Origin of the sequence: Methylovorus menthalis (assembly GCF_020523625.1) — a bacterium.
GTDB classification, from domain to species: Bacteria; Pseudomonadota; Gammaproteobacteria; order Burkholderiales; family Methylophilaceae; genus Methylovorus; species Methylovorus menthalis.
Window position 1 is genome coordinate 1,575,476 of sequence record NZ_JAJAQH010000006.1, and the last position, 6,990, is coordinate 1,582,465.

7 protein-coding genes, 1 tRNA gene and 1 pseudogene are annotated in these 6,990 nt (G+C 54.0%); 2 read left to right on the forward strand and 7 right to left on the reverse strand.

The window, feature by feature from the left end; genetic code table 11:
* Window positions 1-69: 69 nt before the first annotated feature.
* Window positions 70-1,701 carry an alpha-D-glucose phosphate-specific phosphoglucomutase gene (locus tag LG204_RS13275; RefSeq protein ID WP_230337725.1) on the reverse strand — a complete coding sequence of 544 codons (1,632 nt, stop codon included), beginning with the start codon at window positions 1,699-1,701 and terminating at the stop codon, window positions 70-72.
* Between the two features lie 90 nt (window positions 1,702-1,791).
* Here LG204_RS13275 and LG204_RS13280 point away from each other — a divergent pair.
* Together LG204_RS13280 and LG204_RS13285 are read left to right on the forward strand one after the other, a co-directional pair.
* Window positions 1,792-1,867, forward strand: a tRNA-Lys gene (locus LG204_RS13280).
* Window positions 1,868-2,079: 212 nt separating this feature from the next.
* Window positions 2,080-2,274 carry a heavy-metal-associated domain-containing protein gene (locus LG204_RS13285; RefSeq protein ID WP_230337726.1) on the forward strand — a complete coding sequence of 65 codons (195 nt, stop codon included), beginning with the start codon at window positions 2,080-2,082 and terminating at the stop codon, window positions 2,272-2,274.
* A gap of 157 nt (window positions 2,275-2,431) precedes the next feature.
* On the opposite strand, the gene cheZ is transcribed toward LG204_RS13285, so the two are convergent.
* The 6 genes and pseudogenes from cheZ to LG204_RS13315 form a co-directional block, all read right to left on the reverse strand.
* The gene (gene cheZ / locus LG204_RS13290) at window positions 2,432-3,097 is read right to left on the reverse strand and encodes a protein phosphatase CheZ (protein ID WP_230337727.1); all 666 of its coding nucleotides are present in this window, start codon (window positions 3,095-3,097) and stop codon (window positions 2,432-2,434) included.
* Window position 3,098: 1 nt separating this feature from the next.
* Window positions 3,099-3,497, reverse strand: a complete 399-nt coding sequence (gene cheY, locus LG204_RS13295) for a chemotaxis response regulator CheY (protein ID WP_013441654.1) — start codon at window positions 3,495-3,497, stop codon at window positions 3,099-3,101.
* Between the two features lie 147 nt (window positions 3,498-3,644).
* Window positions 3,645-4,721 carry a protein-glutamate methylesterase/protein-glutamine glutaminase gene (locus tag LG204_RS13300; protein ID WP_230337728.1) on the reverse strand — a complete coding sequence of 359 codons (1,077 nt, stop codon included), beginning with the start codon at window positions 4,719-4,721 and terminating at the stop codon, window positions 3,645-3,647.
* 49 nt (window positions 4,722-4,770) lie between these two features.
* On the reverse strand, window positions 4,771-5,376 hold the full coding sequence (cheD, locus tag LG204_RS13305) for a chemoreceptor glutamine deamidase CheD (RefSeq protein ID WP_230337729.1): 606 nt from the start codon (window positions 5,374-5,376) through the stop codon (window positions 4,771-4,773).
* A 2-nt stretch (window positions 5,377-5,378) separates the two neighbouring features.
* Complete coding sequence (locus LG204_RS13310; protein WP_230337730.1) at window positions 5,379-6,272, reverse strand: CheR family methyltransferase; 894 nt, start codon at window positions 6,270-6,272, stop codon at window positions 5,379-5,381.
* A 369-nt stretch (window positions 6,273-6,641) separates the two neighbouring features.
* A pseudogene (locus tag LG204_RS13315) lies at window positions 6,642-6,990 on the reverse strand (methyl-accepting chemotaxis protein); the annotation flags it as partial.

A 6,990-nucleotide genomic window follows, 5' to 3' on the forward strand; every position in this document is an offset into this window, starting at 1 on the left:
ATTTCAATGCAGCAACGCCCGCATTATAGCTAGCGGGCGTCATCTGCACATTGGGAAAAATTCCCGAACTCAGGTAATCACAGTGGGCGTGTCCCGTCCGGTTCGGGTGACTAATTCCGAGATCGTGAGCGCAATCTTGATCATGTCACCCAATGCATCCTGCGCATCCAGATCATGCTTGGCGCTGTCAGGCTCATAGGCTTCCAGGTATATACGCAAGGTTGCGCCTTCAGTGCCAGTGCCCGAGAGACGGAACACAATACGAGAACCGTCTTCAAACAGAATGCGTACGCCCTGTTTGGTACTCAGGCTGCCGTCGATGGGGTCGGTATAACTGAAGTCGTCGCAGCTAGCGATGGTATAGCGACCAAACGTCTGCCCAGGCAAGCTGCCAAAGCTGTCTCGTAGCAAGGTCATGACACCCTGGGCAGCTTCGGTGGGCAGGTTTTCATAGTCGTGCCGCGAATATACATTGCGCCCAAACTGCCGCCAATGACGCTTGACCAGAGTAGCCACCGACTGACGCTTGATGGCAAGAATATTGAGCCAGAACAGCACGGCCCACAGGCCGTCTTTTTCACGTACATGGTCAGAGCCGGTACCGAAGCTTTCTTCGCCGCACAGGGTCACCTTGCCTGCGTCCATCAGGTTACCGAAAAATTTCCAGCCGGTAGGTGTCTCATAACACGGAATACCGAGCTCGGCTGCCACACGATCCACCGCAGCACTGGTGGGCATGGAGCGCGCTACCCCGGCAATACCACTCGCATAGGCAGGCACCAAGCGTGCATTGGCAGCCAGCAGGGCAAGGCTATCTGAAGGTGTCACAAAGAAGTGATCGCCCAGTATCATGTTGCGGTCACCATCGCCATCCGAGGCGGCACCTAACTCAGGCGCATTGTCGCCGTACATGATCTCGACCAGCTCGTGGGCATACGTCAGGTTAGGGTCCGGGTGCCCCTGACCAAAGTCTTCCAGCGGCACGCCATTCATCACGCTATCGGCACTTGCGCCCAGACGCTTGACCAGAATCTCACGCGCATAGGGGCCGGTCACCGCATACATGGCATCAAACTTCATGCGGAAGCCGCTCGCCAGCAGGCTGCGAATGGCAGGAAAATCAAACAGGGACTCCATGAGCTCAGCATAATCTGCCACCGCATCAATCACTTGAACCACCATACCGCCCAGCTGGCTTTCGCCGATGACATCCAGTGCCACATCAGGGGCATCCACGGTGCGGTATTCGTTGATGATCTTGCTACGGGCATAAATGGCTTCAGTGACGGTTTCCGTCGCCGGGCCGCCATTTTCCATGTTGTATTTGATGCCGAAATCGCCATCAGGACCACCGGGATTATGGCTGGCGGAAAGAATAATGCCGCCGAAGGTGTTGTATTTGCGAATCACGCATGAGGCTGCAGGCGTGGAAAGAATGCCGCCCTGCCCGACCAGCACACGGCCAAAGCCGTTGGCGGCCGCCATTTTGAGGATGATCTGGATGGCCTGGCGATTGTAGTACCGGCCATCGCCGCCAAGTACCAGCGTCGCACCAGGAGCTGCCTGTATGGTATCGAAAATACTCTGCACAAAATTCTGCAGGTAATGCGCCTGCTGAAATACCGGCACGCGTTTACGCAGGCCGGAAGTCCCTGGCTTCTGGTCCTGATAGGGTTGGCTGGCAACAACTTGTACTGTCATGAATACTCTTCCTGATTTTGGTGACTTAAGGTTGACAGAGGTCACGTTTATATTGATAATTCGCCTTCTTCGCGATTTTGAAGTCGCAAAGGGAGATTAGCTCAGCTGGTAGAGCAGCGGACTCTTAATCCGTTTGTCCGGGGTTCGATCCCCCGATCTCCCACCAAAAACAAAGGCTTGTGCTCTGCACAGGCCTTTTTATTTGCCTGGTTTGCGTGCATTCACGGGCAAACCCGGCCGGCCATCGTCAACATGCAAACCTGATTTACGCATCCGATTCATCGATCGATAAACCTTTATCCATAACACCAGTCTGATACGACAATAGCATCACCAGTATAATCGGTTTTTCAGGAAATCACGTCAGGAGCAATGCGCATGGAGACATTCAAGGTAGAAGGCATGGTGTGTGGCGGCTGTGTGAATGCCGTTACCCGAGCCATCCAGAACGAGGATGCCGGGGCTAAGGTGGAGGTCGATCTTGCCAGCGGCAAGCTGACCACCGAGAGCAAGCTCAGCAAGCAGCAGGTAGCGAGCATTATTGAGGAAGCAGGCTATACGGTAGTAGGATAAGCGGCGCAATGCGCGGTTGCTACCTACCGCGATACACGCGATCAGATAGTCAACCCCATTTCCCCGCGCATAAAAAAAGCCGACGTTTCAGTCGGCTTTTTTCATTCAATACTGCTGTAAAGATCATGCGGATGAGCTGCCGCCAGCGCGCGGGACTTCAGAACCCCAGGCTATCGAGCAGATCATCCACCTGTGCCTGACTCGCCACCACATCCACTGCAGTAGGGTCGATCTGGGGACCGTTGAGCAAGCCCGTGTCCGCTTCTTTCTTGGGCGCATTGATATGCCCTGGCGAAAAGTCGATCAGTACCTGCACCAACTGCTGCTCCAGATCTTGCGCTAGCGTGGTGATTTTCTTGATCACCTGACCGGTCAGATCCTGAAAATCCTGCGCCATCATGATTTCCATCAGGAGATCCTTGGTTTCAGAGGTGTTCTTTACCGTCTGGTCCAAAAAAGCCATGGTGTCCGTGGCAATCGCATCGTATTGGCTTTTGAGCGCGGGCGTTGCCAGCAAGGCATCCCAACGTTTCTGCAAATCGGTGGCCTGAGTGGACAAGGCATTTTGCAGCGGGGTTGCCACGTCGGTGGCATTCAGCACGCGCTCAGCCGCTTGCTCGGTCATCTTGGCCACATAATTCAGGCGTTCCCTGGCATCAGGGATTTCTGAGGCGGCTTTTTCCAGTATCTTGTCAAAGCCTAGGCCAGAGAGATTGTCGTGCAGGGCGCGCGTGACATGGCCGATACGGTTGAGGATTTCGTCGTTGGTATTCACTGGGGCTGCCGACGAGCTGTTGTCTTCAGAAGTAAGAGGCTCGCTCATGTTATGCCCCTGACTTTTCCAGTTTTTCAAAGATTTTCGCGAGCTTCTCATCCAGGGTGGCGGCGGTAAAAGGCTTCACCACATAGCCATTGGCCCCTGCCTGGGCGGCGGCGATGATATTTTCCTTCTTGGCTTCAGCCGTCACCATCAGCACTGGCAACGATGACAAGGTGGGATCGGCACGAATTTCCTTCAGCATGGTCAGGCCATCCATGTTCGGCATGTTCCAATCGGAAACAACAAACTCAAAATTACCGCCACGCAGCTTGCTGAGTGCCATGACGCCATCTTCGGCTTCATCGACATTGGTATAGCCCAGCTCCTTGAGCAGGTTGCGCACAATCCGGCGCATGGTTGAAAAGTCATCAACCACGAGAAATTTGGTATTTGGATTAGCCATCTAAAACTCCATAGTTATGTGCTGCCATGATTCAATCAGGCTGATCCGTGATATTAGCGAATTGAATCATGTTACCGAGCATTGATTAAGGTCTTACCTTGTTTATCGTCCAAAACGGGGCAAGCTTTAATGCTCATCTTAGCAAAATTACACGCGCAGCGACTGCGAGCTGTTGGCCATCAGGTATGCCAGCACGCGGGAAGGCATGTCGCGTAGGTGAAGTTCTTCATCCACACCACCATGCGCCACCGCTTCGCGCGGCATGCCATAGACCACGCAGCTCTCTTCATTCTGCGCAAAATTGTAGGCACCAGCCTCTTTCATGGCGCGCATGCCGAGGGCGCCATCCTTACCCATGCCCGTCATGATCACGCCAATGGCATTCTTGCCGGCCTGTGCAGCCGCCGAGTCAAACAGCACATCCACCGATGGCTTGTGACGGCTCACCGGCGCAGCATCGCTTAATTCAGTAACGTAATTGGCGCCGCTGCGTGCCAGCAGCAAATGCTTGTCGCCGGGCGCAATAAAGGCATGCCCAGGCAGGATACGCTCGCCACCCTGGGCTTCTACGACCGAAATCTGGCACAAGGAATCCAGGCGATTGGCAAATGAGCGGGTAAAGCCAGCCGGCATGTGCTGGGTGATCAAAATACCGGGACAGTCTGGTGGCATTTCCATCAGGAAGGACTTGATCGCTTCTGTCCCCCCTGTCGAGGCCCCAATGATGATCAGCTTTTCACTACTGATCAGCGGGTTGCGAATCGAGGCATTCTGCTGTGGCACGCCGGCTGTCGGCGTGGCGCTACGTGGTGCCAGGGTGGAAATACGGGCTTGTTTAGCAGCGCGGATCTTGTCCGCAATAAGGTCTGCGTATTCGCGGATACCTTCGCTGATGGCGAGCTTGGGCTTGGTGACGAAATCAATGGCGCCAAGCTCCAGTGCGCGCATGGTAATTTCCGAGCCACGCTCGGTCAGGGTTGAGACCATCACCACCGGCATGGGTCGCAGGCGCATCAGGCGCTCAAGAAAATCCAGCCCGTCCATCTTCGGCATTTCCACATCCAGCGTCAGCACGTCAGGATTGGTTTGCTTGATCAAATCGCGCGCGATCAATGGATCCGGCGCTGTGGCTACCACTTCCATGTCGGGCTGACTGTTAATGATCTCCGTCAACAGGCTGCGTATCAATGCGGAATCATCTATCACCAATACTTTGATCTTCATTCTGCTTAATCTCTTCCCTAAATTTTTTTTGTTATATGTTGATTATCTTTTAAAAAAGCTCAACCTCACCACCCACACTGTCCGTCTTGAGGCGGCTTGCGTAAGTTTCTTCGCGTTTGATAAGCGTGTAATTGTTCAACTGCTTGAGCTTCTTGACCAATACTTTACCCGTTTTCGGGAAAAAGTAGACTTTACGTGGAAAGATATCATTGAGGTCTTCACCGGTGACCTTGATGTTTTCATCCTTGAGGAACTGGCGTACAAACAGCGCGTTCCGTTCGCCCACATTCATGGAGGTAAAACTGCGCAGCACATTGCCGCCGCCAAAAATCTTGGCTTCGAGGTTCTCGCGGCGCGCGCCATTGCGCAACAACTGGTTGATCAGCACTTCCATGGCATAGGCACCATAGCGCATGGATTCGGAAGCAGGGTTATCTTTATCGGCACTGCCGCCATCGGGCAACATGAAATGGTTCATGCCACCTATGCCGGACACCGTATCACGTATGCAGGCCGATACACAGGAACCCAGCACGGTGACTATCACCATGTCTTTATCGGTGTAGTAATACTCACCAGGCGATATCTTGGCGGCGTCGCAATCAAAGGTGCGATCGTAGTAAAGCGAGGTCGAGATTTCTTCATTTACCACCATGGCTACACCGTCTCCCTTGCCAGTCTGCTCATGGCGGACTCGGTAGCAGCCCCTGCGGTGGCAGGATTCAACTCATAAACGGTTTTTCCACGCAGCTTGATGTCGTGTGACACATACAGGAAGTTTTCGGAATGCCCGGCAAACAGCAGGCCATGCGGCTTCATCAGGGGCACAAACTTGCTGATGATCTTGGCTTGGGTTGGCTTGTCAAAGTAGATCATGACATTGCGACAGAAAATCGCATCAAATGGCTCTTGCAATGGCCATTCATCCGCCAGCAGATTTACCTGCTGAAACGTGATCAGGTCACGCAGCTCATTGCGCACGCGCACCAGGCCTTCCTGCGCGCCCTTGCCGCGCAAGAAAAAAGCCTTGCAGCGTTCCGGTGACATCTTGCTGATGCGATCTTCCGGATAAACCCCACGCGCGGCAGTGGCCAGCACATTGGTATCAATATCAGAAGCAATAATGGAAACGGGAGGATGCATGGTGCCAAACGCCTCGCAGGCAGTCATGGCAATCGAATATGGTTCCTCGCCGGTCGAGCTGGCAGAACACCAGATGGTAATCGGCTTTTTGAGGTGGGCCAGATGCTCGGCCAGCACCGGAAAATGGTGCTCCTCGCGAAAGAACGAAGTCAGGTTAGTGGTAAGCGCATTGGTAAAGGCTTCCCACTCGTCCGGGTTGGCATTGCTTTCCAGCGCATCCAGGTAATACTTGAAAGAGTTCATGCCGAGCGCGCGCAATCGGCGACCAATCCGGCTATACACCATGTCGACCTTGGCTTCGGACAGCGAGATGCCGGCACGGGCATAAATCAGTTTGCGGACTTTTTCGAAGTCCTGCTGCGTAAACTCGAACTCGCGCTCACTACCTTGGCTGGATTTCGTTACCATATTTAACCTTGTTTTCTTTTCAACCCATCAAGCGCCTGGGGGATCAGCTTACGCTGGTCAAGCATCCACATACATGCAGATTCGCAGACAGCAGCATTGCATGAATAAGGGTCAGCGGGAATCAGACACTGCCGCAAATTGCGCTCCCGAAGACCAATGGCACATAGAAAAAAACATGACACATGGAAGGTCGCTCGTCACGTCGCATGTAACATAGATAAGCAGCGCGGTCTTTACCTGCGGACCCTGCTCAGAAATGTGATGATGCATGGCTATCTCCACCTGGCATTGGGCAATGTCCTGTGTTGGCATTACCTCTCGTTTATTGCGCTGACAGACCTTGGCCTGTCAGCGTACAACCTTATTGCGTTAAAACTCTTCCCACTCGTCATCGGTCCCGGTTTTGGCCGGCGCTTGCAGTTTGGGTTGCGGCGCAGGCACAGGGCGGCCACTCACCGGCGCGGCAATAGCCGGGCGACGGGTTGCGGCGGCCGGGGCAGATGATTGCCCATCCAGTACAAACACGCTGACGGAATTCAATAGACCGTTAGCCTGCTCCATCAGCGATTCGGCAGCCGCAGCAGCCTCTTCCACCAGGGCCGTGTTCTGTTGTGTCACGTCGTCCATCTTGATCACCGCGTCGTTCACCTGCGCAATACCGGCGCTCTGCTCTTGCGAGGCGGCGGCAATTTCACCAATGATGTCCGATACACGCTTC

Bases quoted from the DNA above. Each gene is read 5' to 3' on its own strand.
- LG204_RS13275 (WP_230337725.1), bottom strand. From the start codon at position 1,701: ATGACAGTACAAGTTGTTGCCAGCCAACCCTATCAGGACCAGAAGCCA.
- LG204_RS13285 (WP_230337726.1), top strand. From the start codon at position 2,080: ATGGAGACATTCAAGGTAGAAGGCATGGTGTGTGGCGGCTGTGTGAAT.
- cheZ (WP_230337727.1), bottom strand. From the start codon at position 3,097: ATGAGCGAGCCTCTTACTTCTGAAGACAACAGCTCGTCGGCAGCCCCA.
- cheY (WP_013441654.1), bottom strand. From the start codon at position 3,497: ATGGCTAATCCAAATACCAAATTTCTCGTGGTTGATGACTTTTCAACC.
- LG204_RS13300 (WP_230337728.1), bottom strand. From the start codon at position 4,721: ATGAAGATCAAAGTATTGGTGATAGATGATTCCGCATTGATACGCAGC.
- cheD (WP_230337729.1), bottom strand. From the start codon at position 5,376: ATGGTGGTAAATGAAGAAATCTCGACCTCGCTTTACTACGATCGCACC.
- LG204_RS13310 (WP_230337730.1), bottom strand. From the start codon at position 6,272: ATGGTAACGAAATCCAGCCAAGGTAGTGAGCGCGAGTTCGAGTTTACG.